Origin of the sequence: Sphingomonas azotifigens NBRC 15497 (assembly GCF_002091475.1) — a bacterium.
In the GTDB taxonomy this organism is placed as follows: Bacteria; Pseudomonadota; Alphaproteobacteria; order Sphingomonadales; family Sphingomonadaceae; genus Sphingomonas; species Sphingomonas azotifigens.
In genome coordinates this window covers 19961-45842 of the sequence record NZ_BCTR01000039.1, presented here as the reverse complement: position 1 = coordinate 45842, position 25882 = coordinate 19961, and the positions used below count along the sequence as shown (strand labels likewise).

General features: G+C 67.1%; 17 protein-coding genes. 4 read left to right on the top strand and 13 right to left on the bottom strand.

Features of this window, described 5'->3' with window-relative positions:
• Positions 1-29 precede the first annotated feature (29 nt).
• From SAZ01S_RS14275 to SAZ01S_RS14255, 5 genes are all read right to left on the bottom strand, one after another.
• Positions 30-1478, bottom strand: coding sequence for a metallopeptidase TldD-related protein (locus SAZ01S_RS14275; RefSeq protein ID WP_084582945.1), 1449 nt, complete (start codon positions 1476-1478; stop codon positions 30-32).
• The gene (locus SAZ01S_RS14270) at positions 1475-2827 is read right to left on the bottom strand and encodes a TldD/PmbA family protein (RefSeq protein ID WP_084582944.1); all 1353 of its coding nucleotides are present in this window, start codon (positions 2825-2827) and stop codon (positions 1475-1477) included. Before SAZ01S_RS14270 ends, SAZ01S_RS14275 begins: the two co-directional genes overlap by 4 nt.
• Positions 2824-4611: an ABC transporter ATP-binding protein/permease gene (locus SAZ01S_RS14265; protein WP_084582943.1), complete on the bottom strand. Its 1788-nt coding sequence runs from the start codon at positions 4609-4611 to the stop codon at positions 2824-2826. The genes SAZ01S_RS14270 and SAZ01S_RS14265 overlap by 4 nt, the downstream gene beginning before the upstream one ends.
• A 16-nt stretch (positions 4612-4627) precedes the next feature.
• A complete protein-coding gene (locus tag SAZ01S_RS14260; RefSeq protein ID WP_167693167.1) occupies positions 4628-6910 on the bottom strand; it encodes a TonB-dependent siderophore receptor in 2283 nt (760 codons plus the stop codon).
• Between the two features lie 312 nt (positions 6911-7222).
• Positions 7223-8200 carry a LysR family transcriptional regulator gene (locus SAZ01S_RS14255; RefSeq protein WP_084582941.1) on the bottom strand — a complete coding sequence of 326 codons (978 nt, stop codon included), beginning with the start codon at positions 8198-8200 and terminating at the stop codon, positions 7223-7225.
• Between SAZ01S_RS14255 and SAZ01S_RS23710 the strand changes: the two genes are divergently transcribed.
• A complete protein-coding gene (locus SAZ01S_RS23710) occupies positions 8200-8550 on the top strand; it encodes a hypothetical protein (protein WP_139810085.1) in 351 nt (116 codons plus the stop codon). The genes SAZ01S_RS14255 and SAZ01S_RS23710 overlap by 1 nt on opposite strands.
• Positions 8551-8814: 264 nt before the next feature.
• Here SAZ01S_RS23710 and SAZ01S_RS14250 read toward each other — a convergent pair whose 3' ends face one another.
• Positions 8815-11298, bottom strand: coding sequence for a TonB-dependent receptor (locus SAZ01S_RS14250; RefSeq protein ID WP_245824882.1), 2484 nt, complete (start codon positions 11296-11298; stop codon positions 8815-8817).
• A 366-nt stretch (positions 11299-11664) separates the two neighbouring features.
• Between SAZ01S_RS14250 and SAZ01S_RS14245 the strand changes: the two genes are divergently transcribed.
• Positions 11665-12030, top strand: coding sequence for a PepSY domain-containing protein (locus SAZ01S_RS14245; RefSeq protein WP_084582939.1), 366 nt, complete (start codon positions 11665-11667; stop codon positions 12028-12030).
• Here the strand turns inward: SAZ01S_RS14245 and SAZ01S_RS14240 are convergent.
• The 4 genes from SAZ01S_RS14240 to SAZ01S_RS14225 all read right to left on the bottom strand — a co-directional run bounded on the left by SAZ01S_RS14240 (position 11993) and on the right by SAZ01S_RS14225 (position 16795).
• On the bottom strand, positions 11993-13384 hold the full coding sequence (locus SAZ01S_RS14240) for a sensor histidine kinase (protein WP_084582938.1): 1392 nt from the start codon (positions 13382-13384) through the stop codon (positions 11993-11995). The genes SAZ01S_RS14245 and SAZ01S_RS14240 overlap by 38 nt on opposite strands.
• Entirely contained in the window at positions 13375-14055 is a 681-nt protein-coding gene (locus tag SAZ01S_RS14235; protein ID WP_139810084.1) for a response regulator transcription factor, read from the bottom strand. Before SAZ01S_RS14235 ends, SAZ01S_RS14240 begins: the two co-directional genes overlap by 10 nt.
• A 79-nt stretch (positions 14056-14134) precedes the next feature.
• On the bottom strand, positions 14135-16531 hold the full coding sequence (locus SAZ01S_RS14230) for an ABC transporter permease (protein ID WP_084582936.1): 2397 nt from the start codon (positions 16529-16531) through the stop codon (positions 14135-14137).
• Between the two features lie 30 nt (positions 16532-16561).
• Entirely contained in the window at positions 16562-16795 is a 234-nt protein-coding gene (locus tag SAZ01S_RS14225) for a hypothetical protein (protein WP_084582935.1), read from the bottom strand.
• A gap of 102 nt (positions 16796-16897) precedes the next feature.
• Here SAZ01S_RS14225 and SAZ01S_RS14220 point away from each other — a divergent pair, with 102 nt between their 5' ends.
• Positions 16898-18115 (top strand): sigma-54-dependent transcriptional regulator, encoded by a 1218-nt coding sequence (locus SAZ01S_RS14220; RefSeq protein ID WP_281252162.1) that lies wholly within the window; start codon positions 16898-16900, stop codon positions 18113-18115.
• Positions 18105-19244, top strand: coding sequence for a sensor histidine kinase (locus tag SAZ01S_RS14215; protein ID WP_084582933.1), 1140 nt, complete (start codon positions 18105-18107; stop codon positions 19242-19244). Before SAZ01S_RS14220 ends, SAZ01S_RS14215 begins: the two co-directional genes overlap by 11 nt.
• A gap of 144 nt (positions 19245-19388) precedes the next feature.
• Here the strand turns inward: SAZ01S_RS14215 and SAZ01S_RS14210 are convergent, their stop codons facing one another.
• The 3 genes from SAZ01S_RS14210 to SAZ01S_RS14200 are packed head-to-tail and all read right to left on the bottom strand — an operon-like array spanning position 19389 to position 25815.
• Entirely contained in the window at positions 19389-20870 is a 1482-nt protein-coding gene (locus SAZ01S_RS14210) for a tryptophan halogenase family protein (protein WP_084582932.1), read from the bottom strand.
• A 38-nt stretch (positions 20871-20908) separates the two neighbouring features.
• Positions 20909-22957 (bottom strand): glucosidase family protein, encoded by a 2049-nt coding sequence (locus SAZ01S_RS14205; RefSeq protein ID WP_084582931.1) that lies wholly within the window; start codon positions 22955-22957, stop codon positions 20909-20911.
• The gene (locus tag SAZ01S_RS14200) at positions 22954-25815 is read right to left on the bottom strand and encodes a TonB-dependent receptor (RefSeq protein ID WP_084582930.1); all 2862 of its coding nucleotides are present in this window, start codon (positions 25813-25815) and stop codon (positions 22954-22956) included. Before SAZ01S_RS14200 ends, SAZ01S_RS14205 begins: the two co-directional genes overlap by 4 nt.
• Between the last annotated feature and the right edge of the window lie 67 nt (positions 25816-25882).

The window sequence follows — 25882 nt, the reverse complement described above, 5'->3', positions numbered from 1 at the left end:
GGTGTCTTTCTTTTTGGGGGAGAAGAAAATCATGCGGTAGCGCCACCGACCAGCATCTGGTCGATCCGGATGGTGGGCTGGCCCACCCCGACATCGAGATTCTGGCCCTGCTTGCTGCAGCTCGCGACACCCTCGTCGAGCGCCAGATCGTTGCCGATCCTGGAGATGTGCCGCAGCGCCTCGTGGCCGACGCCGATCAGCGTGGCGCCCTCGACGGGGGCGGTGATGCGGCCATTCTCGATCCGCCACGCCTGGGTGGTCGTGAAGTTGAACCGGCCGGTGACGATATCGACCTGCCCGCCGCCGAATGCCGTGGCGTAGAGCCCGTCCTTGACCGAGGCGACGATGTCGGCGGGGTCGTCCTGGCCGGCCAGCAGGAAGGTATTGGTCATCCGCGGCATCGGCAGATGCGCATAGGATTGGCGGCGGCCATTGCCGGTCGGGCGGGCGTTCATCAGCCCCGCGTTCAGCCGATCCTGCATCAGGCCGGTGAGGAAGCCGTCCGCGATCAGCGTGGTGCGTGCGCCCGGCACGCCCTCGTCGTCGACGCCGAGCGAGCCGATCCGCCCCGGCACGCTGCCGTCATCGACCACCGTCACGCCGGGGGCGGCGATCCGCTCACCCATCTTGCCGTCGAAGGCCGAGAGCTGCTTGCGGTGATGATCGGCTTCGAGGCCATGGCCCACCGCTTCGTGGAACAACACGCCGGGATAGCCGGGGCCCAGCACCACGGACATGGTGCCGGTCGGCGCCGGACGCGCATCGAGGTTGGTCACCGCCATCGTCACCGCCCTCGCGATGGCAGTGTCGAGCGGATCGCCGAGCAATTCCGCCGCACCATGCCGGCCGCCGAGCCCGGCCTGGCCGCGCGCGCGCCTGCCGCCCGTTTCGGCGACCAGGTCGAGGAAGAGCTGCACCGTCGGGCGCAGGTCGGTCGCGAACCTGCCGTCGAGATCGGCCACCAGGATGGCCTGGTCGACGACGCGGACAAAGGCGCTGACCCGCGTGACCCGCGGATCGGCCGCCCGCGCCGCCGCGTCGATCGTGCCCAGCAGCGCAAACCAGGTCGCGGCATCGCCCGCCGTATCCAGATCGATGGGCGGGTAGAGGACATGGCCGGCAACCCGCGTCGTCAGCGGTATCCGCGCCGCGCCGCCGGCGCCCCCGTCGAGTGCACGCACCGCCTCGGCCAGCGTCGCCAGCGCCTCCGGCCGCATGTCGGCCGAATGCGCGAACGCCACCTGACCGCCGCGCGCCACCCGCGCGCCGACGCCCTGGTCGATCTGGAACGAGCCGCCGGCGACGCGGCCGTTCTCCAGCCGGAAGGTGCGCGAGCGCTTGGATTCGAAGAAGAGATCGGCAAGGTCGATCCCCCCCATCGCCAGCGCGCCCAGCGTGCGCGAGAGATCGGTGGGATCCAGCTCGGAAGGGGTGAAGATTCGATCCGTCACCGGATCGAACTTGGAACCGCGTATCATGCCGCGCCTCCGATCTGCATGCCGTCGATCAGGAGCGAGCCGGTCCGGATCGCGCCGTGGCGCTCCACATCCTGGCCCATTGCGAGGATCGCCCTGAACATGTCCCGCAGATTGCCGCCCACGGTAACGTCTGCTACGGCATGCACCGGCACGCCGCCTTCCACCCACAGGCCGGAAACCGCCTGCGTCCAGTTGCCGGTCACCGGATCGGTGGCGCCGCCCATCAACCGGCGGATTACCAGGCCCTGGCCCATCTGGCGGCACAGCGTCGCGACATCGCCGCTCGGCGCGCTGCTGGTGAGCCGCAGGTTCCACGGTCCATCGGCATTGCCCGTCGATGCCATGCCAAGGCGTCGCGCGGAGCGTGTTCCCAGAAAATAGCCGAGCGCCATGCCATCATGCAGAACTGCACGCCGCTGCCCGGCCACGCCCTCGCTGTCGAAGGCGCCGCTGGCCAGCCCGAACGGCTCTTGCGGATCCTCTTCGAGCGCGAGGTGATCGGCGGCGACGGTGCTGCCGAGCGCGCGGGGCAGGAAGGTCCGCCCCTGGTCCTGCGCGCTGCCGGATAGCGCGCCGACCAGTTCGCGGAGCAGCACCGCGGCGATGCGCGGCTCGAGCAGCACCGGGCCGCGATGGCTCGCCACCGCCCGTGCCCCGAGCTGTTGCGCCGCGCGCTCGGCAGCGCCGGCCGCGAGCGCCTCCACCGGCAGCAGATGATCGAAGCGCCGATCATGGCTGTCGGCAAAATCGTTGGCCGCGCCGCTTGCGTCCCGCGCCAGCGCGACTGCCGCAGCGCTCTGGTTGGAGAAGTCCTGCGCGCGGCAGAAGCCTGCGCTCGTCGCCATCGCGACCACGCTCTCGCTGCTGGACACGCTCATCGACACGGTTTCGATCGCAACGCCGGCCGGAACGGCGGCACCGCGGATCGCGGCGTCCCCCGCAAGTGCCAGTTCGCGCAATTGGGCGGGATCGCGCCTGGCCGGCGCGAACAGTCTTGGCAGCGGGGCGTCGACGGCCATCTCGGCCAGCGGCGGCGGCAGTGCGTCGGGATCCTCGGGCATCAGCGCGGCGAGCGCCAGCGCCTCCTCGGCCGCACGGCGCACCGCGGCCGGATCCAGCGCCGCCGTCGTTGCCACGCCCATGCGCGCGCCGCGATACAGCCGCAGCGTCAGCGTTTGGCGGGCGTCGCGCAGCGCGGTCTCGGTCGCTCCCGCGCGGGCCGTCACCTTTACCGCGGCGGCGGCCCGGGCGGCGACGACCGCATGGTCGGCGCCCAGCCGCCGGGCGGTGTCGACCGCGGCGGCCGCAACCGCGCGCATCTGCACCGCATCGGTGGTCAACAGGCTCATTGTCCGTCGCTTCCGATCGGGCCGGTCACGGCACGGCCCTGGTCGATGATCAGCGCATGATCATGGTAGCGATGGAGCCGCGCGTCGTGGACCACGCTGACCAGCGTCACGCCCGGCAGGTGCTTGTCGATCTGCTGGTGGAAATGCGCGGTATTGGCGGGATCGAGCGCGCTGGTCGCCTCGTCGAGGATCAGCAGCGACGGGCGCTGCAGCAGGATGCGCGCAAGCGCGACCCGCTGCTGCTCGCCGGGGGACAACTCCTCCTGCCACATGCGCTCGGCGTGGAGATCGTCGGAGAGATGGGCGAGGTGCACGCCATCAAGCAGCGCCAGGATTGCGCCGTCCGCGTGGCTGTCCGCCGCGTCGGGGAAGCAGATCGCCGCCTTCAGCGTGCCCACCGGCAGGTACAGGCGCTGGGGCACGAACATGGCCGTGGTGCGATCGGCGAGTGCGACCTGCCCCTCGCCATCGGGCCACAGCCCGGCCAGCGCGCGCAGCAGCGTGCTCTTGCCCGCGCCCGAGGGGCCGCGGATCACCCAGCGCTCGCCGGCGCGCACCTGCCAGTCACCGACATCCACCAGCGGCTCGCCGTGCGGACGGCGGATCAGCAGGTTCGAGGCGGCGAGCGCGGTCTCGGCAGGCGCCCCTGCACCCGTGACGATGCCGACGGGGCGCTGATCGTCGATCGCCTGATCGAGCGCGCGGATACGATTGACGTACGAGACCTGGGTGGCGATGCGCGGATAGAGCTGCACGAAGAAGCCGAGCGACGGGATCAGGTTCGCGAAGGCGTCGCGCCCGCCCATCACCTGGCCGAAGGTGATCGCCCCGGCGAAATAGCGCGGCACCAGGATGAACAGCGGGATGATCGACGCCAGCCGCTCGTACAGGCCGTTGGCAGCGTTGAGCCCGACCTGCGCCAGGATGACCGATCGCCAGCTCCGCCGGATGTCGCGGATATGGGTGCGCAGCGATGCGCGTTCGATCGGCACCGCATCCGCCAGCCCGATCTGTGCCGCGTTGCGCCGGACATGCACCAGGTTCGAGCGGAAATCGGCTTCGCGATGCTGCCACCACATCATCGCGCGGACATAGGGCTTGCCGAGCAGCACGATCGCGACGCTGCAGATCAGCACATAGGCGAGCGCGTACCAGATGGTGCTGCCGGGGATCGACACCGAATGGCCGAAGGCAGCGAGGACGAGCGGCGGCGCGGTTTCGAGCAGGATGTGGACGATCGCCCAGATCGAAACGGCCGAATGAATGGCTTCAAGGAACACCGGCATCGATCCCAGTTCGGGATCGGTGATGAACCGCAGATCGTCGGCGATGCGCTGGTCGGGATTGTCGATCATCCGCAGCCGCTCGATCTCCGCATAGCGGTTCCGGTCGAGCCAGCGATCGACATATTTTTCGGTGAGGTAGACGCGCCAGTGCAGGCACAGAAACCGCTTCACCATCGGCGAGACGACGACGAAAACCATCTGCAGCGCGAGGATGCCGACGAAGGTGAGGATGAACCCGCCGAAGGCGGACACCTGATGCTGCTCGACGCTGTTGAAGAAGCGCTGCTGCCAGCGGTTCATCAGCACGAACACATAGACGCCGGTGAACTGGAAGGCGATCAGCACGAGCAGCAGCGCCCAGGCGGACTTCCAGTGCCGCGACGTCCAGTAGCTGGTGTAGAACCGCCATGCGTGCCGCCACCCGCCAGGGGCCGTTCGGATCGAGGCGCCCCCCGTCTTGCGACGGGGGCTACCGGGGGAAGCGGGCTGGGGCTGCATCGTCAACGAACCTTCTTCAGCGGAAGCGATAGCCGAGGGTCAGCCGCCAGGTGCGGGGCTCGCCGAGCGGGACGTAGTTGGTGCCCGAAGTGACGCCATAGTTCACGCGATCGAGAACGTTGCGCACGCCGAAATTGACGTCCAGCTTGCCGATCGTGAGGAAGGTGTTGAGATCGACCTGGTTGGTCGGCCCGATCCACACCTTGCCGAGCTTGTCGACCGCGGCGCTCGAGCGGCCATAGACGCCTGCGCCCACGCCTGCCGTCATCCCGTTGCCGACACGGTGGCGATAGGAGGTGTAGACGCTGTACTGATCGCGCGGCGCCAGCGTGACCGTGTTGAAGCTCGGCTGGGGGACGAGATAGCTATAGTCGGTGCGGGTGTAGCTGCTGCTCACCAGCCAGCCCTTCAGCAGTTCGCCCGAAACGCTCAGGTCGATGCCCTCGCCCACTTGCCCGGGCAGCGCGATCGAGAAGCCGCGATGCACCGGATCCGGCGCGCGCACATTGCTCTGGCGGAGCTTGAAGTAGGAGGCATTGACCAGCACGCGCTTGTGGAACAGGTCGAGCTTGATGCCGCCTTCCGCGTTGCGCGTCCGGATGTCCGGCAGCAGATTGACTCGGGTGTAATCGAACGAAAGGCTCGGCTGGAAACCATAGGCGAGCAGGCCATAGGCCGACAGGTTCCGGGTGATCTCCAGCACCGCCCCGAAGCTGGGCGTGGTCGCCCCGTTCGAATGGATGCTGGTGTCCGCCCGCCCGGCGATCGCCGTCACCGCATCGGCTTCGGTCCTGCGCACGCTCGCCATCAGCGACAGCTTCCAGAACTTCGCCAGATACTGGGCATAGTAGCTGGTCTGGTCCCCGGTCGCGCGATTGGCGTAGACATAGGTGGTGGGGAGCGGCGGCAGCGTCGGGGTCTTGGTGAGGATGTTGTATGGGAGAAGGGTGCCCGCCGGCGGCTGCTCGGCCGTGATGTCGTACTTGTAGTACATCGCACCCACGACCAGCTTGTGCTGGATCGGCCCGGTCGCCACCTTGAACCGGAGATAGCCGTCGACCGAATCGTTCCTGCTGACCTGGCTCACGCCGCTGGTCAGCACCATCGCGGTCCCGGCGGTGGGATCGGTCACGCCGAGCGGCGAATACTGGTTCAGGAACAGCGTCGTCTTCTGGTGCTGGTAATGCGCCGCGGCGGTCAGCCAGGTCGCGATTTCCTGCTTGGCCTGCAGATCATAGGTGGTACCCTTGATCTGGATGGTCTGGTTGCGATCGCCGATCACCGGCTTGGTGGGATCGAGCGGATAGGGCTGGAGCGTCTTGGGATTGAAGATCGTGTAGGGCGTCATGCCCATGATCTGGTTGCCCAGCGTGATGCTCGCGATGATGTCGGTATGGGCGTTCTTGAAGCGCAGCGAGGGCGCGAACAGATAATCGCCATTGCCGCGATAGCCGCCGAAATTGTGATCGGCATCGGCGGCGGTGGCGACGATGCGGGCGCTCAGATGCTTGTCGGCGGTGATCGCGTTGTTGGCGTCGACGGTGATCCGCCCCGAGGTGAACGAGCCGCCCTCGATCGAGACATAGAGCCGTTCCTCGGCGCTCGGCTTTTTGGTGACGATGTTCACCGTGCCGCCCAGGCTGTCGCCGCCCAGCAGGATCGCGTCGGGGCCCTTCAGCACTTCGAGCCGCTCGACATTGGCCAGCGGCTGGGTGCTCCCGGCGGCGAAGGTGCTGCTCGACGGCGTCGGCAGGCCGTTGACCGCGCCGCCGGTGGAGAAGCCGCGCACGCTGTACGAGGTGCCGCCCTGCACGGTGGCGGTGTTGACGGTGACGCCGCCGGCATTGCGCAGCGCGTCCGGCAGGCTCTGCGCCTGCTGTTCGGCGAGCAGCTTGGCGGAGATCACCTGGGTGTTGCGCGGCTGGTCGCGCAGCGATTCGCCGGTGCGGCTGGAGCTGGTCTCGCCGCGGACGAGCACATTCTCTTCCGCCTCGTTGCGCCGGGCGATCACGGTCACTTCGTTGACGACGAGGATCCTGCCGCCATGCTCGACGCGCACCGCAACGGCCACCCCGCGGGTCGCCTGGCGGACCGCACTGATCGCGTCGCGTGCGTCTTCCACCGGGCTGGAGGTGAGGCCCTTCACCGCATCGGGATCGACGTCCATCGTCGCGCCGGTCTGCTGGCGAATTCGATCCAGCGCCTCCGCAAGCGGCATGGCGGGCAGCGTGATCGTCTGCCGTTGCGCCGCGGCAGGCGCCGGCGCGGCAAGCCCGGCGATCGAAAGCGTTGCGATCATGGCAGCGCCTGACAGGAAAACTCCGCGACTCCGATGCATTTTCATCCCTCCCGTTGCGCGTGACGCACAACCCCGCGCTGCGCCCGACGACGGTCGCAGTTGCGCGGTGGGTTGCCCGCGGCACGCTGATGCAGTGACTCGCCCCCCGGCACGGCTGGGCGACCGATCATCGACATGCCCCCTGGCATGCCGAAGGTTCTTCTGCGGGATCGGCGGCCATCGTCTTTTTTCGGGGGTTGCCCGTTGCGCTGGCTCGGCTCGACCGTGGGTGGAGACTGCGCGCTACGCGGGACGTCATCAAATTGTAAAATCTTATGTTGCCATCCGGTTTCTGGATGCCACCGGTTGCGCAATCTTCGCCCAGGCCAGCTTCAACTCCTCGACCAGCCACTGGATCATCGGCTCGCGTGCCCGATAGGGTTGCCACTGGACGACGGCTTGGGACGAAATGTCGAGAAAGGGCAGTTCCACCAGCTGCATCGGCAGGTTGGCGGCGTTATGCTGTGCGAACCAGTCGCTGGTGGTCACGACCAGTTCGGAACCCAACGCCAGCAATGGCAGCATCGAATAGAGGCTGCTGCGGACCGCGACGGTGCGCCGGGCAAGGACATGCCCCGGACCATAGTCCCCGAACATCGATTTTTCGACCTCCTCGGCGACGGCGGCATGCGCGGCGGCAAGATATTGTTCTTCGTTGATCACCTGCCCGGCAAAGCGGTGGCGGCCGCACACCAACCCGGTCAGCCGGTGGCGGAACAGCGGTTGGGCGCACAGCCCCTCGTCGACCATCGGCTCGGGGACGATCGCCACGTCGACCCCGGCATCGAACAGGCGCCGCGTCGAATCATGAACGAACGGCAGCATCCGGATCTGGATGCCGGGCGCGCGGGCGCGGATGTCCGGAATAGCCCGTCCAAGGAACATCAGTTCGATTGCCTCGGGCGCGGCGATGGTGATAATATGGGTCGCGGTCGCTGGGTCGAAGTCCAGCGTGAGGTTGAACGTGTCGTCCAGTTCGCGCAGCAGCCGGCCGGTACGGGCCCGCAGCGCCTCGCCCAGCGCCGTCAGCCGCCGCCCCTCGCCATAGACTACCAATTCGTCCCCGAAATGCTCGCGCAACTGGCGCAGCTTGGCGCTCACCGCCGGCTGGCTCAGTGCGATCAAATGGGCGGCGGCCGTCAGCGTGGGGGATTGGAGGATAGCGTCGAGCGCATATAGCAGGTTGATGTTCAGACGCCGTAGCCTGGTGCCGGTTTCGGTCGGAACCGAGACCTGGTCGGGACGATTCAATGCGTTCTCCCCTTTCGCCGACAGCAGGCACGCTGGGCGACCTGTCGAGAGATATGGTGCCGCGGCAGCGCCGCCCCTGCAATCCCGTTGCGCTACGGGGTGTCGGCGCGGCCACCTGTGCGCCTGGGTGCGTCGCGGTGCCGCCGTGGACCCGCGACATCGCCTTCGACCGACGGATCGTCGACAAGCGGTTCAACCGCAATGGGCTCGGCGCGGCTTCGACCGGCCGAATTCGCTCCATCGGCCGGGATTATACCAACCTGCACGGAGAAGAACCTCTCTTCGTTCTCCACATCGTCACTCCGGCGAAAGCCGGGGTTCGTTGCGGTATCGCTATCGGCGTTTGCTGAGACCGAGAGGCGAATGGATCCCGGCTTTCGCCGGGAGGACGGGGAGAGGCTCGAGGAGTCGGCTTCAACGCAGCCTGGTATTAGCCCCGGCGGATGGCACGCCGGATCGCGCGTTCTAGCCGGCAGTATTTCCGGGACACGGCCACCTCGCGCAGACTCTGCATCAAAGCAAGGGAGCCGTTGGGGGCAGGTCAGGGGCGACGATAAGCAAGATGGCCGCCAGTTGCCCTGGCGGCCCCCTCTCCTTCCGCCTTTTGGCGACGCTCAGAACTTCACGCGCATATCGACCAGGAACGAGCGCGGCGGCAGGAAGCTGAACTGATCGCCCTGGCCATAGCCGGTCTGGTATTTGGTGCCGTTCACCGTGGTGGTCGGCGCGCCCGAGCCGCTCGTCGCGATCGAGGTGATCGCGCGGCTGTTGAACACGTTCGAGACCGTCACGCCCAGCCGCAGATGCTGGCCGATGTCCTGGCTCACCGATGCCTCGCCATAGCTGTAGGGCCGGATGCGATAGAGCCGCTCGCCCGACGCCGTCGCCAGCACCGTCGTCACGCCGTTGCTGGTGGAGGAGAGTTCCGCCGCATATTGCGGGCCGGTGAACTTCTGGCTGAACGACAGGCGCAGGCCGCCGCTGCGATAGACGACGCCCGCCGCCGCCGTGGAGAAGGGTGCCTTGGCGATTTGCGCGCCGGTATCGTTGCTGTGCGCATAGTTGTACGAACCATTGGCGAACAGCGTCAGCCCCTGCAGCGGCATCACGCTGGCACCACCCTCGACGCCCTTGTACTGCACCTTGCCCAGGTTCAGCAGGATGCTGGTATCGCAACCGGCGCTGGTGCAGCTGCCGATCTTGTTGCTGACGTCGATGATATAGGCATCGGCATCGAGCGACACCTTGGCGCCGTGCCACACGGTGCCGACCTGATAGTTGGTGGTGGTCTGCGGCTTGAGCGCGTCGAGCGCCGAGCCGAGCGAGCCCGAGGCCGAATAGAAGCTCGACAGATCGGGGACATACATGCCCTGCGCATATTGGCCGTAGAACGACCAGGTCTGCGTCACCCGCCAGTTGGCGGTGAGGAACGGCAGCGTCTTGGTCCAGGTCGCGCTGGTGTCGAGCGGGGTGCGCGTCTTCTGGTTGAGCGCGGCGGCGACACCGCGCTCGAAATGGACGTACTTCACGCCCGGCGTGATCGAGACGCCGTCGACCGGCCGGATCTCCAGTTCGCCGAACAGCTGATACTGGTTCCAGGTCGAATGCTGGACGAAGTTGATGTTGGCCTGGCTGATCGGCGGCAGCGCATTGGCGGCGGCGGTGCCGCTGCCGTTGTTGAACTTCTCGTTGTAGCTCGGCAGGCCGGTGGTGCGGTCGAGATCGAAATTGTGGCGATCGGTGACGGCATATTCGTACCAGCCGCCGACACGCAGCTTGCCCAGCCCGAAGTCGTAATCGACCTGGCCGATATAGCCGAACACGCGATATTTGTTGAGCTTGTTATAGCCCAGAATGTCGGTCGCCGGGCCGTTCACCGCCTTGTAGGGCGAGGCCGGCGTGCCCGCGCCGCTGAAGCCGGTCACCACATTGCCGGTGTTCCCCGACATCGTGTTGTTGGTGTAGCCATACATATAGGCGCGGTTGTCCATCGACAGGCCCTTGCCCAGCTGGCTCTGCAGGCGCAGATAGCTGAAATCGGTGGTCTTGTCGGTGCGATTGTAGCGCCAATAGTCCTGCTTGGTGGGGTCGTTCCCCATGCCGTAATTCTTGCCGTACTGGGCGATCTGCGAATTGGCGGCGCAATTGTCGCCGGTCAGCTGGGTGAGCGGCTGGCCGTCGGTGCCGAGCGCCGCATTGGGGAAGCCCGCCACGCCCATCGTCGCGCTGCCGCAGCTCGCGCCCTTCAGCACGTCCGACTGATAATAGAAGTTGCGGTTCCACGTGCTCATCGCGGTGAGCGTGTTGGCGTTGCCGATCGGCACCACCGCCTTGGCGAACAGGTTCTTCGACCCCACCGACGACCAGGTCAGCGCGCCGTCCGATTCCAGATATTGCCCGGCCACCACGAAGCGCGCGCCACCCAGCTTGTCGATCCGGCCGCTCTGCACTTCGGCGCGACCCATGAAGCTGTTCCAGTTGCCGAGGATCGCCTCGGCCTGGCCGCCCGCGGTGTCGCTCACTGCGCGCGAATAGAGGTTGACGTTGCCGCCGAAGGTCGCCTGGCCGAGCTGGCTGGCATTGCCCGGGCCCCGATCGACCACCACCGTCTCGATCGTGTTCGAGGGGAAGAAGGCGGTGGAGTGGTGCGTCGGGTTGTTGGTGTCGGCGAAGGGGATGGAATCATAGGTGACGTTGTATTCGCCGTCCTGAAAGCCGCGGATCGTCACCTTGGTCTCGGAGAAGCCGAAGCCGTTGCCCGCGCCCGACAGCGATACGCCGGGCGTCAGCAGCACCAGCGTGTTGAAGTCCGCCGTCGCGATCGCGTGGTCGATATAGTCCCGTCCGACCGCCGATTGCGGCTGCGTCGTGGCAAGCGAGACGGTGAGCGGCGCGGCTTCCGCGGTATGCGAACCGGTAACGATGATGTCCGACGAGGTGAGCGACTGCCTGTCGTTCGCCTGCCCGGCCTGATTGGCGCTGCTGGTCTGGCCGGCGGGCGTTGCGGGCGGGTTGGTATCGGAACCAGCATGGGCAAGGGCCGGCAGGAGAATCGCGCCTGCAGCAAGCAGGGCGGCGCGCGACGAAAGCAGTTTCATGGTCTTCCTCATCATCGGCTGAAGGGCATGGGCTGGGCGCGGTCCTTCCGCCGCGGCGAGGCTTGCACGATACGCGCACGACGGCGCTCGGCGATCCGCACGTGCGGCCGCCGCCAGCGATGTGGCAGGCATCGATGCTTCCCCTTTTCCCCAGTTCCCGGTCGGTCGGGTCGGCCGCCGGGTGCGCGGTCGGGCTAGGTCTGGCCCATGACGTCTCTGTTACGATCGGGCGTGGATCGGGCGTGAAAGCGGCAACATTGCAAACTTAGAATGTTGTCATCATCCCGCTGTCATCGTCGCCATGGCACAAGCGGCGCGGCAGGAGGGACTGCCCCCTTGCTACCCCTATCGTAGGAAAGATCGTTGATGCGCCGCTGGCACAAGTTTCTCGCTCCATGGTTTGCGCTGATCCTGTTCGTCCTGGCGCTGACCGGCGTCGCCACCCAGATGACCTCGCTGCTGGATACGCGGCCGGCCGCGTCGGCGGCAAAGGAAGGCAAGGAGGCCAAGGCTCCGATCGACGCCAAGCCCGCGCAGAAGCCGCAGAGCGCGATGCGGAGCTGGAACCGCTGGGTGAAGCATCTCCATTCGGGCGAATCGCTGGGCCCCGTCGGCATCGCGCTCAACCTCGCGGGTGGTCTGGCTATATTGTTCTTCGCCGCGTCAGGCTTCTGGATGTATCTGTCGATGGCGCTCAGGCTGCGGCGGGGCCGGCGGGCACGACTGCGCTGAGCGGATCGTTCGCCGGGATTTGCACCCGCACCTCCAGGCCCGGCGCCGCATCGCCCAGATCGAGCCTGCCCCGGTGGAAGCGCACGATCGCCTGCGCGATGGCCAGCCCCAGTCCGCTCCCCCGCACATCGCCCGCCGCCGCGCCCCGCTCGAACGGACGCAAAAGGCGGTGGTGATCGCCCGGCCCCAGACCGGGGCCGTCGTCACGAATCGTGATCAGCGCACCCGCCTCGTCGCGCTCCAGCGACAGCCGGGCGCTGGTACCAGCGGGCGTGTGTGTCGCGACATTTTCCAGCAGGTTTACCAGCAACTGGTTGAGCAGATCGGCGTCGCCGGTGATGGTGACGTCGTCGAGCCGTCCGACCTCCAACCGACCGCCATGATCGGCCAGTACCGGCTCCATCGTGTCGGCGACATCCTCGAGCAGCGGACGCAACGACAGCGGCGCCATCACGCGCGGCAGGCGACCGGTCTCGATTTCCGCCAAGCGCAAGAGCGCATCGAAAATGGCGATGATCGCCGCGCATTCGCGTTCGGCCCGCTCGAGCGGCACAGGACGCCCGCTGTCGCCTTGCGCGAGCAAGGTGCGCAACCGGGTGAGCGGCGTCCGCAACTCATGCGCGAGGTTGCTGGAGAAGAGCTGCTGCGCACTCACCAACTCTTCCATCCGGTCGAGCATGCGGTTGAGGCTGTGCGCCTGCACCGCGAACATGCCGTCCAGCCGATCGGTGGGGATCCGCCGGCTGAGATCGCCTGCGGCGATGGCATCGGCAGCGCTCTGCGTCTCCAGCAGGCGGTTGGCGGTAAGCCGGGCGAACAGCAGCGTCGCCGTCACGCCCATGATCACCGCAACCAGCGAGATCAGCAGGACCACGCTCGGCAACAGCGCGTGCAGATTTTCCGCCGCCTCGCTGTGCTGGACGATGACCAGCAGGCTCCCATCCGGGGTGCGCGTCGCGAGCGCACGCCCGGTTTGGGACGCGCGGCCTCCGCCGTAGAAGCGGACGTCCGACAAGCCCGGGGCTGGCGGCGCGAGATCAAGCCGCCCCGCCAACCTCCGCCCCTGCCTATCAAAGAGGAGATAGGTGCGCTCGCTCAGTACCTTGCGACGCTGCCAGTCGCCGATCCGCTCGACTAGTTCGACGTCCGTCACGAGGTGGCCGTCCAGCGGTGCGAGATACTTGGCCGTGTGATGGCGCAGCGAGGCATCAATCCGGCTCGACACCCAGGCGTCCGCAGCGCTGAACGCGATCATGCCCACCGCCGCCATGGCCAGCGCGAAGGCGATACCGACCTGGATTGCCAGCCGCCCCACCCCGCCCCGGGGCGCCGCAAGCCGCGGCGTCAGACGCATCGATCGGACCTGAGGATGTAGCCGGCGCCCCGCTGCGTCTCGATCGGATCACAGCCCAGATCAAGCAGGGTAGCGCGCAGCCGGCTGATGTTGCTCTCCACGATATTGGTGGTCGGCGAGAAGCTATAGGCCCAGACGCGTTCAAGCAGCATCGAGCGCGTTACCAGCCGATCGGCATTGCACATCAGGTGCGCGAGCAGCGAATATTGCTTGCGGTTTAGCACCAGCGCGGCGTCGCGGAAGCTGGCGCGGTGGCTGGCAGGATCAAGCTGGAGCCGCCCGACCTCGATCAGTGCGCCTTCGGGCCGCGGCTGGTTGCGGCGGGCGATCGCCGCCAGCCGCGCAGCCAGCTCGTCGATGTCGAACGGTTTGGTGAGATAATCGTCCGCGCCGACGTCCAGGCCCTCGATGCGATCATTGACCGATCCCAGCGCACTCAGAACGAGAACGGGGACGGTACTGCCCTTGCTCCTCAGCCGGTCGAGGATCGCAAGGCCGTCGGCATCCGGGAGTAACCGGTCGAGCACGATCGCGTCATGTGCTGACGGTTCGAACGCGGCCAGTGCCTCGATACCGCTTCGCGCGAGCGTGGCATCATGGCCATGCTGGTGCAGACCGGTCAGGATGTGATCCGCGATGACCGGATCGTCTTCGACGATAAGAATGTGCAAGGGCAGCGCTCCGAAAGCGCGGAGTTGCGCCCCGGATATTACGGTTCTGTGGCAGACCGCGGTTTGGCCCTGCCCACCATCAATCATGCCGCAACGCCCAGGCCGGAGCAGCGCGGCTGGCGCGCAGGGACTGGCCGAGCACGGTGAGGACCGCAATGCCGCCAGCGACCAGGGACGCACCCAGGAAGTACAGCGGCGACAGCGCGATACGATCGTCGAACCCGGCAAGCCAACTGCGCATCGCGACGAAGGCGAGCGGCCAGGCGAGAAGGTTGGCGATCAGCACCGGGCGCAGGAACTGGCCGACGAGCAGCCGGACAATGTCGGCCGAAGACGCGCCCAGTGTCTTGCGGATCCCGATCTCCTTCACGCGCCGCGCGGTGTTGAACGAAGCGAGCCCCCACAATCCGCCGCAGCCGATGAGCACGGCGAGTCCTGCGCCGATCGCGAACAGCCGGGTCGCGCGATCGTCCGCTTCGAAATAGGCCTCCATGTTCTGCGAGGCGGTCTTGGCATCGAAAGGCACATTAGGCGCCACCCGCCGCCACGCGCCCTCCACGGCACGGAGCGTCGCTTCCGTATCGCCCTCGTAGCGCAGGGTGATTGGCCAGCGCTGCGTCTGCCGAGGCGTGTAATAATAGAGCGTCGCGTTGATCGGATCGCGTGACGAAAAGAAACGCGCATTCTCGACGACGCCCACGATCGTTCGCGGTGACTCCGCTCCGCCCACCGTCTTGCCGATCGCGTCGGCGGGGTTCGAAAAGCCCAGCGTCTCCGCGCCGCGCCGATTGACGACCACGTTGACCGCCTCTTTCCAGGCTTTGTCGGTGAAATCGTCGAGCTGATGCGCATTGTCGAAGCTGCGGCCCGCGAGCAGCCGGATTCCCATCGTGTCGAAGAAGCCGGGGCCGACGAAATACCATTGCAGCGAAGGACCATCGCCCGCCTGTCCGGGTATCTTGAACGGCGCGCCGTTGCTGTTGTTCATGCCGGGGGTCGATTCCGATCCGACGACCGCCTTGACGCCTGGCAGACGCCGCAATCCGTCGACGAACGCGGTGCGCTGGCTCGCGTCCACCGATCCGTCGGCGGTGGAAAGGACGATGATCAAGCCATCGCGCCGGAAACCGGGATCGGCCTCGCGCACATGTCGCGTCTGCGCCACCAGCACGGTCGTCCCGATCATGAACGCGATGGCAAGCGCGAACTGGGCGACGACCAGCCCTTCGCGCAGCCGGGCGCCGGACCGGCCGCCGCCGGGCGCCCGCGCAGCCGCCAGCGCCGCCGCGGCGGGAAAGCGCGACAGCAACACCGCAGGATAGAAGCCGGCGCCGATGCCGACCACCAGTACGACCAGCAGCAGCGCCGGTACCACTTCTGCATAGGGAAGCGTCAGCGACAGGCCACCCGCCGCATTGACGAACGGCAGGCCAAGCTCCGTGAGCATCAGCCCCACGAACGCCGCGATCGCGACCATGAGAATCGCTTCTCCCAAGAACTGGACGATCAGCGTCCGCCGATTGGCGCCGAGCACCTTGCGCAGCGCGACCTCGCGCGCGCGCAAGCCCGCCCGTGCCGTCGCCAGGTTGACGTAATTGACGATGGCGATCAGCAGCGTGAGCAGCCCGACCAGCCCCAGCGTGACGACCGTCTGCCTGGCTGCGGGGTCTTGCAGGTGCCGGTCGGCGATCGGAACCATCTCCAGCCGGAACTTTGAGAGCATGTCGCCGAGATCCTTCGCCGCGCGGCGCTTCACGAAGGCCGGGAACTGGCCGGCATAGGCTTTCGCCGCATCCGGGCTGGGAAAGTGCAGGAAGGTCATCAAGCGCTCGCTGCCCCAGTGATGCCAATAGCGATCTTTGGGCGCGGCCGGGATACGGGCGAGCATCGCGAGTGGCAGATCGCTCGTCTTCGGCGGGTCGCGGAAGATGCCGGCCACGCGATAGCTACGGGTCTCGCCATCGACGGTCAGCGTCAGGGATTGGCCGATCGCACGCCCGTCCGGAAAGTACTTCCGCGCAGTCGTCTCGTTCAGCAGCACGTTGTTCGGTTCCTTCAGGGCCGCAGCGCCATCGCCTGCGACCATCGGCAACCGGAACAGATCGAAGAAATTGCCGTCCACATGCGCAAAATTCTCCGGCGTCCCGATGCCGTCGCGCAACACCGTGGCACCGACACCGCGCAGGCGGGTGGCCTCGGTCGTCGGGAAATCCTCGCGAAGCTGGTCAATCAGCCCGCCCATGGTCGCGTCGCTATAGCCATTGGCGGTGCTGCCCGGCCGATCCCAATGTTCCTGAACCAGATACAGGCTGCGATAATCCGGCAGCCAGGTTTCGAAGCGCGTCTCGAACCGGACGTAGAGCCCCAGGATCAGGAACACGGCGATGCCGAGTGCCAGACCGCCGATATTAAGGGCTGCATAGAGCTTGTGGCGGGTGAGCGAGCGATACAGCGAAATCAAAGCGAAGCTGTACATCGGGCAGTCCTTCGGTAAGGGCGCAGCGTATCAGATCGCGCGCATCGCGCTTGCGACGATGCGACCGTCGAGCATGTCGGTGCGGCGTTTCGCCATGTCGGCATGACTGGGCGGATGGGTGACTATGGCGATCGTCGTCCCCGCCGCGTTTCGTCCAGTCAGGATCGCCATCACCTGCTCGCCCTTTGCGGACGCGGCGCTTGCGCCCTTTGTGGGTTCGGTCATCATGTCCGCATTGTCGTCGAAGCCACCGGAAAACGCCAAGCTACTATGTTGAAAGGAAATTCCGCCAGAGAGCCAAGCGGAGACCGTCCGGGCGCGGACGGACCGTCCACGAATGGACGGTCCGAAGCAGCGTCAACCGGGCTGGCAATCCTGCTGATCGACGACAATCCGCACGTTGCCGAATCGCTCAGCGTGGCGATCCGCCTCGCCGGTCATCGGCTCGACCATGCCGGCAGCCCCGAAGAGGCACTCTCACGGCTCGCACGGAAGCGCTTTGACGTCGTCCTGCTCGATCTCAACTATGGCCCCGGCCGCACCGACGGGGCCGAAGGGCTCACACTGCTCGGGCGAATCGTCGCGGACGATCCCGCCGCACGCATCGTCGTCATCACCGCGCATAGCGGCGTCCGCGTGGCGGTGGCCGCCATGCGCGCGGGCGCGTGCGATTTCGTAATGAAACCATGGCGCAACGCCGAACTGGTCGCGGCACTCGAAGCAGCCGCCCGTCCCGAGCAGGCGCACAATGCCTCCGAGACAACCCCGCCGACTGCCGAATCATCGGCCCCGGTCCGTCTGATAGGTGACAGCCCCGCGATCGAGCAGGTACGCGCCCTGGTCCGGCGAGTCGGACCCAGCAAGGCTGGCGTCGTCATCACGGGCGCGCCCGGATCAGGGCGCAGTCTTACCGCTGCGGTGCTCCATGCCGCTTCCGACCATGCCGATACGCCGATGCTCTCCATCGACCTGCGCGATCCGGAAGCATGGTCGCGGCTCGAGGGAGCAAAGGGCAGCGTTCTGCTTCGCCACCCCGACCGCCTGGGAGAAGTCGAGCAGAGGCGGCTGCACGAGCGACTACCCGTCTCGGCACGCGCGATCGCGATCGCCGACGATCCGCGGAGGATCGGAGCGGCGCTCGCCCGACGCATCGCGACGGTCGAAATCGCGGTACCGCGGCTCGCGGACCGAGGCGATGACGCGCTTCTCCTCGCCCGGCATTTCCTGTGGGTCACCGCCGAACGGCATAACCGCGCCGTACCGCGCCTATCCGCAGCCGCCGAGGCAATGGTGCTCCGCACATCCTGGCCAGACGAGGTGCGTGGGCTAGCGGCTGCGATCGAACGCGCGCTGCTGCTGCACGAGGACGCGGTGCTCGAAGCCGAATGGCTTTCGCCGGCGCGGGCCGCGCTTCCGCCCCTGCCCGCCGACGAGGGTGCGCCCAGCTTCGACCTCGACGAGAACGAGCGGCTGGTCATCGAAGCGGCGCTCCGGCAGCATCGCTACAACGTAACGCACGCTGCTGGCGCGCTCGGCCTCAGCCGCGGTGCGCTGTACCGCCGGATGACGCGCTATGGGCTCTGAGTGGCGCAACCCAGCCGCAGCATTCGGTTCCGGCATGGTGCTTGCTTTGGGCGGAGCCTGTTTCGTACTGGCATGGCAGGCACATTTATGGGCGTCGTTCGTCGGAGCAGGCATCGTTCTCTGCTGGGTGATCGGCTTGGGATGCTGGACCGCCGCCCGACGTCCGCTGGCGACAGCGCCACGACGGCGGCAAGAAGACGCCCTGCCGCTCCGCCTGCTGCTCGATCAGGTTCCGGTGCCGCTGGTTCGCGCCGAGGGCACGCGCGCGCAGGCGCTCAATCGTGCCGCGCGGACGCTGTTCGTGACGAATGACCGCATTCCCCCGGTCGTGGCGCTACACCTCGCATCGGCTTCAACCCACCTTCGCCATGACGGTCGCAGCTTTCGCCTTGACGCGGTAGAGGGCGCGAATGGGCATCGTCTGGTCGCCCTGATAGACGCGGAGGCCGAACAACGCGCTGCCGAGGAACGCGCCAGCGACGAGATGATCGATATCCTCGGACACGAACTGCTAAATGGACTGTCGCCGATCGTGTCGCTGGCCGATAGCGCCATCACCGCAGCCTCGGCGGGAGATGCGGCCTTACCAGCGATCCTGGCCACGCTCGCTCGCAGAGTGGAAGGGCTCGAGGCGTTTACGCGGGCCTATCGCGACCTCGCCCGCCTGCCCGCCCCCGTGCGCGAACCGGTGGTGCTGGAGGAATTGGCCGACGATCTCACCCGCCTTTTCGCGGCCCGCTTCGCGCCGAACGTAACGCTGACGGTCGAAGGCGACGATGGCGCTGTCGCCAGGATAGACCGGGACCAGATGACGCAGGCGATCTGGGCATTGTTGCAGAACGGAGCCGAGGCCGCGCTCGCCGCCTCGGCGCCATGTGCGGTCGGGCTAAGGTTCGAACTGTCCTCGTCGGGTGCCCTGACAATATCTGTCACCGACAGCGGCGATGGGATGCCCCTGGATGAGCGCGCCGCAATTTTTCGGCCGTTCCACACGACAAAGCCGGGCGGTTCGGGCATCGGCCTCAGCCTCGCTCGCCGGATCGCGCGAGCCCATGGCGGTGATGTGACGCTGCGGCCAGACTTGACGACAACCTTTCGGCTCGAAGTGGGAAATACTGCGAGCGTCTGAGATCGCTTGCGAAAATGGTCGGGACCGATGCAGAGGCGCGCAAAGGCGCGCCCGCCGTCAATCTCCTACCAAAATTATCGCTCGCTGCCCGCTGGCTCGGGTTGTGCTCTGGTCGCCAAAACTCGCTTGATCACACCGGATACGCTAAGCCCGAGATATCGCCGGCAAACTTGCTGCCGCTCGCGCTATGGCCGCTTTCAACGCAGTCAATTGGCCTAGATTTTCCTGAACACCCGTCCCCTCGATCAAGGGGTTGTGATCGCCGGGGCGCTCGCCTTGGCCATCAAGCACCGCGAACCAGCTCGCATCGCGGAACAGCTCGTCGCTCGACAGGACGATTCGGCCCGAGTTTCGGAAATGCGCGAGACGTTCGCTGAGCGTGTCCGGGATCGCCATCGCCTGCCGCTCGCGCCACAGCGGCTCCTCGCGCCCCGCCGTCGCATGATAGTGGAAGATCAGGAAATCGCGTATGTCGAGCATCTCCTGCCCGAAGATCCGGTTGAACTGCCGCGCCAGCAGCGGCGAGCAATCGGCCGCCGGGAAGAGCGACAACAGCTTGGCGATGCCGCTCTGGATCAAGTGGATACTGGTCGATTCCAGCGGCTCGAGGAACCCGCTCGACAGGCCGATCGCCACCACATTGGCCCGCCATGGCTCGCGCCGCATCCCCGGCGTGAAGCGGATCAGCCGCGGATCGGCGAGCGGCGGCCCCTCCATCCCGGCCAGCAGCGACGCACGTGCTGCCGCCTCGTCCTGAAAGCGGCTGGCGAAGACATAGCCGTTGCCGACGCGGTGCTGGAGCGGGATGCGCCAGCGCCATCCCGCCTCGGCCGCCGTCGCACGGGTGAACGGCGTAACGGTCGTCTCCGCTGCGCTCGGCACGGCCCAGGCGCGGTCGCAGGGCAGCCAGTGCGACCAGTCGTCATAGCCGACGCCCAGCGTTTCGCCGATCAGCAGGCCGCGTAGTCCCGAGCAATCGAGGAAGAGATCGCCTTCGACGATGCGCCCGTCGTCCAGCGTCAGCGCGCGGACGAAGCCGCTGTCGTCGTCCTGCCGGACCGAGCCGACCATGCCCTCGACCCGGATGACGCCCGCACGCTCGGCCAGCCCGCGCAGATAGCGCGCATAGAGACCCGCGTCGAAATGATAGGCATAGCCCATGGTCGACAAGAGCGAGCGGCGATCGGGAACCGGCCGGGCAAACCGGCCCGCGCGCGCTGCCTGCGCGGTCAGCGAATAGGCTTCGGTGGGCGCGGTATCGCCGTCGGCACGTCCCCGGATCAGGCGGTGGAGGAACATCGTGCCGTCGCCCGGCGGGCCGAACGTGCCGAAGGGGTGGAAGTACCGGCTTCCCTCGCCGTTCCAGCCGACGAACTCGATGCCGAGCTTCACCGTCGCCTTGGTTTCAGCCAGGAACTGGCGCTCGTCCAGGCCGACGATCTGGTTGAACCAGTGGATGGTGGGGATGGTGGCCTCGCCCACGCCGATCGTACCGATCGCATCGGATTCGACCAGCGTGATGGCAACGCGTTGCCCGGCCAGCGCGCGCGACAGGGCCGCGGCACTCATCCAGCCCGCCGTTCCGCCGCCCAGGATCACGATCCGGCGAATGCGATTGTCCATCATCGGCTCCGTCTAACCGCTCCCGTCCCTAGCCGCGAGCCTCATCGACCGGCACAGGCGATCGCCGCTCCCGGCGGCCGACGGAGCGCGAGATAGACGGTGCTCCAAAGCTGTGCGGCGTTGGACTCGTCGACATCCGCCCCTGCCGCGCCGAAGGGCACGACCTGATACCGGCCATCGGCGTATCGCCACGACCAGAGCTCTGAGCTCTGCACGCTGCGCGTTTTCTCGATCCCGTCCCACAGGCAGGATTGCGCACGGGCGATCCGGTGGCGGACGTCGGCGGGGAGGTCGCTGCGTTCGAGCTGCCGTGCCAGCCCGGCGGCGACGAGCGCCTGCTGCCAGCTCCAGATCACCGTGCCGTGATAGGCATTGGGCGAGAATTTCCGCTGTATCCCTGCGTCGGCAAAAGCGGGGTTGGCAACCAGCATGCCCGCCCCCGTGCGCAATCCCGCCGGGAACGCGTCGATGAGGCTCGCCGTCATGATCTGCAGTGCCTCGGCGGAAGGCTTCTCGAACAGCAGCGCAAAGCCGGGGTCGCTGTTCTGCACCGGAATCGGCTGGCCTTTCCCATCCAGCGCAATGGCCGGGAAGCGGACCGGCATCGTGCCGATCGCCGCCAGCGCGGGTGCATCCGGCACGCCCAGTGCACGCGCATAGTCGCGGACCGCGCGCTTGGCCGCATCAGCTGGCACCGCCACGTCGAACAAGGGCGGCGCCTTGGCGCGCCAGATGTCGGCGAGCGCACGTGCTCGCGCGAAGGCAGCCGTGTCGCCGGCGGAGAGATAGGGACGGAGCAGCCCGCTCGCCTGCAGCGCCGCGGCGGAATCGAGCGCTGCGGGCACGAGCACGGCGTTGACGTCATAGGGCAGTCGCCCGCCCGCCAGCCCGTCATTGCTGTCGCGCCATTCGCCCGCATCCATGCCGGGCTTGAGCGCGATCAGATGCGCGGCAACCGGGTCGCGGGCGAAAGGCGCTGCCTGCTGCAACACGAAGCGCAGGTTGCGAACCATCCGCGCACCCATGGTCTCGCCGCCGAGGCGCTGCGCCAGAAAGGCCTGCGCCCGCGCCCGCCCGCGCGGATCGTCGAGCAGCCACGCCCGCGCGACCGGCGCCAGCATATAGTCGCTGTCGACCATGTTGTAGTTGTAGACCGGCGCATCGGACAGCGTGCCGTCGGTCCGCTGATGGTCGAGGATGGCGAACTCGCCGATATCCTCCTCATGCGCTACCTCGCCCTGGGGCGACAGGCGTGCCAGCACCGATGCCAGCCCGGTTTCCACCGCCGCCGGCTGCAGCGCGGGCATCAGCAGCCGGACCGACATCAGCGTGTCGCGCCCGAAATAGGTGTCGAACCGCCAAGATCCTGCCAGATACTTCTCGGCATAGCTGAGGAAGGTAAGCGCATTGCGCGCCCCCGGATCGGCTTGCGCCCGGGCGTTGAGCAGGTCCGCACCGCCGCGCGGCGAGAGCGGGGTCTCGCCCGTCACCGCCGTTACGGCGAGGCGGATCCGGCCGTCCCGACCGCCGAGGATGGCACCGCCTGCAATGCGGCCGCCGACAACCGACAGTGCAAGGTCATAGCCCGCCGCGCCATCGAGCCGGTCGCGCGACCAGCGGATCCCGTCACCGGTCATGCGCGGCGCGGTCAATACCGCAGCCGGCACCTTGCCCAGCGCCTGGTAATCGCGGAGGACGCGAATGCTCGACAGCACCGCCTGGTGCGGGACCAGGCGGTCCGCGTCGATCGTCGCGACGAAGCGGACGCCGTGGAGCGGCCGCCCCTTGGCGTCGCGCAGCGTGATCGGGCGCGGCGCACCCTCCAGGTGCCATTCGGCGTCCTTGGCGAGCGGCTCGAACCACAGCGCCGTGCCGCTATTGCCCGCCGGGAAGGCGACGAGCAGGCGGGGCTGCCGTCCCGATCGCAGCACGACATGCGCCGCGACGGGACCGGCGCGCGTGAAGCTGTTGAGATTCAGCCCCTCGCGCACCACGTACTGCTCGACCTGCGTCGTTCCCGTACCTGCACCGGCCAACAGCAGCGCCGCCGCCAGTGCCAGGGTCGCCCGCAGCCCCGCCTTCCGCCTCACAGCTTCAGCGTCGCACTGATCAGCGCGTTGCGCCCGACGATCGCACGGCCATAGAAATAGCCGTCTACGATCGACTGGGTCTGCCCCTGTCGCGGGTTGCCTTCGGTAAAGCCCTTCACATCGGTCAGGTTGTCGACGCTGACCGACAGGTTCAGGCGCGGTGTGACGTCCAGGCTCGCACCGATCGAGAACACCCCGTAATCGGGCAGCGCGATGCCGTTGCCGCTGTCGGCGAAGATCTTGCCGACATATTTGTACCGGCCGTAGATCTCGCCCAGGCCACCCGGCAGGATGAAGGACGGCGTCACAGTCAGCAGCTTCTTGGGCGTGCGCTCGGGCGTGTTGCCGTCATATTGCGGCTGCGCAACGCCGTCGAAGCGCAGATTGCCGAGTTTCGGCTCCTGATACACGCCCTGCACGTTCAGGCTGAAGAAGCGCACCGGCCGCACCGTGGCATCGAGCTGGACGCCGTTGGTGGTGTTGTCCGCCAGCGCGTTGCTCGCCTGTGCCGGGTTGGCCGGGTTGACGAACTGATAGGACTGGTCGCGGAATTCGGTGCGGAAGCCGATGATCGAGGCGTTGAAGGCGGCCGCCTTGAACCGCACGCCGCCTTCATACAGCGTCAGCTCGGTCGGCTTGTGGGTCCCGCCGGTGTCGCCGCCATTGGTCTGGAACCCGCGCGCGCCGCGGACATAGAGCGCGACATGATCGGTAAGCTCGTAATTGACGCCCCCCGTAAACGCCCAGTCGGAATAGTTGGCGCTCTGGCGGGTATAGGTGCCGTTGAACGTGCTGCCGACATTGTCGTAGAGACCGACCGTACCCGTCGGCACCGGCGCGTTGGCCACCGCCGTGTTGCCGATGTCAACCCGCACATGCTGGTGCTCGTAGCGTGCGCCGAAGTCGACGTGCAGACGATCTCCGATGGTCAGTTCGTCGTTGAAATAGGCGGAGAGCGAGGTGACCTCGTCGTTGAACAGGCCCTGGCCCCAATTTCCGTAATTGACCATGCCGTTGTTGGTGAGCGACCCGAGCACCCCACCCGCCGCATTCAAGGCGACCATGTCGTAGACGTTAGAATCGTTGCGCACGTCGTTGAGGACCGTCGCCACCGCCGACTGGTCGTTCCGGCGGCGCACATTGTAGACCATGCCGCCGACGGTCAGCGAATTGTCGAGATTGCTGCCGCTCGCGTCCCACTTCACCCCGAAATCGCTGCCGAAATCCTTGGTCGCGAGCGTCTGGTGGTTGAGGACGGTCTGCTGGAGCAGGCCATTGCCGTTGAGGCCGCTCAGCGCAGCGATGTTCGATGCCGCGATCACCTGCCCCGTGCGGATGTTGCGCAGGCCATATTGGGCGACCCCGGGGAAGCGCTGCGCCGCGACCTGGAAATAGGTCTGCGGCGAGCCCTGGAGCGGGGTCAGCCCGGCGAGCGGCGACACCGCCGGCGTCAGATAGTTGAGCGCCGGGGTCAGCCCCGCCGTGCCTGATCCGCTGCCCGGGAAGATGCCGTTGAAGTCATAGGAGCCGTCCAGATAGCGCGCGCGACCGAACAGGCGCACGCTGGGGCTCACCGGCATTTCCAGGTCGACCCGGTAGGTGGTCGACTTGACATGCACACCATCGGCCGAACTGAACCGGCGCAGGCTGTTGCCGGTGGCGGGCGCGTCGGGGACCATGAACTCGGTGAAGCCCCGCCCGCCGACGTCGTCGCGCTTCAGGTCGAGGCCCGGCACGCTGCTGATCGTGCCGTTGGCAGCCACGCGGAACGGCATGTCGGCATAATAGGGAAAATGCTTGTCGCCCTTCTTGAGGGTGAAGCGGACGAGGCCGCCATTGGAGAACTTCTTCTCCAGCATCCCCTTCACGTCATAGGCGTTGAAGGTGAAGGGGGTGCGCCGCACGCCCTTTTGCGAGGTGACATAGCCGCCGACGTTGAACGCCCAGCCATCGGCGATCGGCGCCGAGAAATAGCCGTCGGCGCGCAGATCCCCATAGGTCGCGCCGGTGAAGCGGACCATCGCGGTCGCCCGATCGTGATCGGGCTTCATCGAAATGAAGTTGATCGTCGCCCCGGCGCCATTGGGCGCGAGCACGCCAGAGGTGCCGCCCTCGACGGCTTCCAGGCGACTGATGGTGATGTCGTTCTGAAAGTAGAAGTCCGCACCGCCGCCGCCATAGAGGATCGGCATGCCGTCCTCTTCCAGCGTGATGAAGGTCTGGCCGCCGCCGCGCAGGCCGCGCACCGAATAGTTGTTGGAGATCGGCCCCGCCGTGCCCTCCACGAACACGCCGGGCACCAGTTCCAGCGTATCCGCCGTGGAGCGCGGCGCCTTGCGCTGCAGGTCGGCGGCGCTGGCCAGCGTGACGTTGGACGAGGAGTTGAACAGCGTGCGCCTGTCGGAGGTATTGCCCGTAACGATGATTTCGTTCTGGGAGCTGTCCTCGGCCTGCGCCGTTTCGGTTGCCGGCCCGGTCGCCTGGGCGCTGGCGCCCGTAGGGGCCGTTTCCCGGGGCGCGCTCTGTCCGGCAGCGCGCGGGACAGCCGGTCCGGCCGCCGCGATCACCGCGGTGCGGCCGTCGAACGAAACCAGCCGCAAATGGCTGCGGGCGATCAGCCGGCGCAGGCCTTCCTCGATGCTGAACTGGCCCTTCACCTCCGACACGGTCTGGCCGCTCGTCGCGTCGGTGGGCGCGATGATCTGGATATTGGCCTGCTGGGCGAACCGCACCAGACCAGCGGCGGCGGGCTGGCGCGGCACGTTGAAGTCGCGAAGGGCCTGGGCGGCGACGGAGGGTGTCGCGAGCATGGCGGCGATCGCGACCATGGACACGCTGAAAATCTGGCTGTTGCGCAAGGCACCTCTCCCTGGAATGTCGAACGCGCTTCATGCGGCGCTGATCCAAGGATGAACGTCCCCGCAA